4 protein-coding genes are annotated in these 2,203 nt (G+C 31.0%); 1 reads left to right on the top strand and 3 read right to left on the bottom strand.

The genetic code is table 11. From position 1 onward, the window contains the following. Nucleotides 1-201: 201 nt before the first annotated feature. Both ACFQZ1_RS13605 and ACFQZ1_RS13600 read right to left on the bottom strand, forming a co-directional pair. Nucleotides 202-546: a hypothetical protein gene (locus ACFQZ1_RS13605; protein ID WP_377882727.1), complete on the bottom strand. Its 345-nt coding sequence runs from the start codon at nt 544-546 to the stop codon at nt 202-204. A gap of 81 nt (nt 547-627) precedes the next feature. Continuing rightward, nucleotides 628-1,008, bottom strand: coding sequence for a hypothetical protein (locus ACFQZ1_RS13600; RefSeq protein WP_377882726.1), 381 nt, complete (start codon nt 1,006-1,008; stop codon nt 628-630). 344 nt (nt 1,009-1,352) lie between these two features. On the opposite strand from ACFQZ1_RS13600, the gene ACFQZ1_RS13595 reads away from it, so the two are divergent. Continuing rightward, nucleotides 1,353-1,718, top strand: a complete 366-nt coding sequence (locus ACFQZ1_RS13595; RefSeq protein WP_377882725.1) for a DUF4259 domain-containing protein — start codon at nt 1,353-1,355, stop codon at nt 1,716-1,718. Between the two features lie 153 nt (nt 1,719-1,871). Here ACFQZ1_RS13595 and ACFQZ1_RS13590 read toward each other — a convergent pair whose 3' ends face one another. After that, entirely contained in the window at nt 1,872-2,063 is a 192-nt protein-coding gene (locus ACFQZ1_RS13590) for a hypothetical protein (protein ID WP_377881893.1), read from the bottom strand. Between the last annotated feature and the right edge of the window lie 140 nt (nt 2,064-2,203).

Below are 2,203 nucleotides of genomic sequence, written 5' to 3'. Positions count from 1 at the left end.
AATTTTATCTCTTCATAGTTGTCCATGGGAATTCGGTTCGTTTTTTCGTTTTGAGGAACAATGTATTTCTTAACTTGATGGCGATGGGGTACCGCCAGCATTTTTGAAAAAACCCACGCTAAGCAAAGAATAAAATAAGTCAGCTCATTTACATAATTATCGTTATCAGAAGTAAGGAAACAGCGAAACTTATGGATATTCTTAAGATCTTGAAGAGAATTGAAATCTTATGACAAGTAAAGTTTCAGAAACTAATAAAACAAACAAAAGGATTATATGAGGAGCAAATGCAAATGTAAGAATTAAAGCAACCAAAATAGTACATAAAATATTTGCTGTATGACAAATGACAAAAAATCTTATCTGTTTTTGTTTGATGCTAATAAGAATATAGTTTAAAAAAGCAAGGAAGATAAGTGTATAACCGGCACTTGCGAACCAAAGAGCCTCGATTGTATATGACTTATAATTTATCGGAGTTACAGCAATATGAATGATTCCAATGATAAAAATAGCGACAGTAAATGTTAAAATCGCCTTTCTCATCTAGAAATCTCCCTTCTTCTCTTGGATATATCTATAAATTATATGTGATTAGTTCACATATAATCCGTTATTGGAAGTTAATTATATTTTTCTACGTACTAAATAAAAAGCTAAGGAACCCATAATAATAGGTGTAACCAAACTAGAAGAATATAGATTTTTAAGAAGAAAGAGTATAAGTATATAGATAACAGCTAGTCCTATAAATACAGGAACTCCAAATCGAAACTCCCTACATTGTTTTATGTTCCTGTATAATACTTCTCCAATTAGGCAAGCTACAAGATTTAGTATACTACCATATATGATGAGAATTATAGTAGATCCAACTATGATAGGCAAATCCAAATCATTCTGGGAATAATAACTATGATTAGAAATATATGGTATTAATAACCATATGATATTAAAAGTAAGCAGACTTGCAGCATAACTAATTACAAATTTTTTCAACGTAATCATCCTCACAATTTCCTAATATTATCTTCATTGTATGACAGTTACCGAATTGCCACAAACAGGAAACCTAAACGTTTACCCATGATTTCACACCTCTTTCTTCCTAATTGTACCATTCGAGAGAATCGAATTGTTATGATTTTTGGATGTATATTCTATACATGTTAAGTTGACATAACGTAACATTATCGGGATTCAATGTATTTAGAAGACTATTAAAAGTCCTCCAGATTGTTTAACTAGGGGACTTTAGTATCCACATAATTATTGTTATCGGAAGTAATTTCTATGTAGTATAATTAGATGAAATATAGCCTTAATTTCTAAGATAAAAGGAGTGTTATTAATTGGGTGCTTGGGGAACTGGAATATTTGATAATGATACAACTTGTGATGTCAGAGATGATTTCTATGAATTATTAGAAGAAGGTTTGTCCGTCGAAGAAGCAACAAAAGAAGTACTAAATACACATTTGGAGGATCAAGATGACGAAGATGATTTAGAATTAGTATCTTGGATATATACTGGACTTGCAGCTGCTCAATTAGAAAAAAATCTACTCCAAGAAGAAATACGAGTAAAAGCTATCGAATTGATTGATAGCGGTGCGGATTTAGAGCTTTGGGCAGAAAATGGAGAAGACGAGGATTTTGAAGAAAGAAAAAAAATCCTGAATGAACTCAGATCAAAACTAATAAGAGTCAATAAATAATTAAAACAAAAAAAGGAAAAGATCATTCTTCTTTTTTGTTTACATAACACCACTTATCAATAGTCAATGTATCTAGAAAAAACCCCTTCAATTTACTTGTTGAAGGGGTTTCGTATTTACATAATTGTCGTTAACGGAAGTTATTTATGTCTATTAAATATCTTTGGTTTCTTGAGATTTTTTTCTTAAATTCATAAATGCAGAAACTCCGAAACCGGTACAAATACCTATGGTGATTTTCCAGGATAAAGATTGATATGCTAATCCAGATTTAAAACCTATTGTAATTAGAATCAAACACATAATTAAAATTGACGTATATATGTAGATCCAATATCTGTTCATGCTATGACCCCCTTATTCTCATTTATTATTTTACGTAGCAAACCCCTCTCTATCAAAAAGAGTGGTATAGTGGCCTTAAAATAAGATATAAGAGATAAAGTCCAAGAAGAATGGCAGTTATTACACGTGATGTTGCCGCC

Source organism: Bacillus sp. CGMCC 1.60114 (assembly GCF_042676365.1).
GTDB lineage: Bacteria > Bacillota > Bacilli > Bacillales > Bacillaceae_G > Bacillus_A > Bacillus_A rhizoplanae_A.
This window is presented reverse-complemented; position numbering and strand designations above follow the sequence as displayed.

Coding starts and splice junctions, on each gene's coding strand:
- ACFQZ1_RS13605 (WP_377882727.1), bottom strand. CDS start 546: ATGAGAAAGGCGATTTTAACATTTACTGTCGCTATTTTTATCATTGGA.
- ACFQZ1_RS13600 (WP_377882726.1), bottom strand. CDS start 1,008: ATGATTACGTTGAAAAAATTTGTAATTAGTTATGCTGCAAGTCTGCTT.
- ACFQZ1_RS13590 (WP_377881893.1), bottom strand. CDS start 2,063: ATGAACAGATATTGGATCTACATATATACGTCAATTTTAATTATGTGT.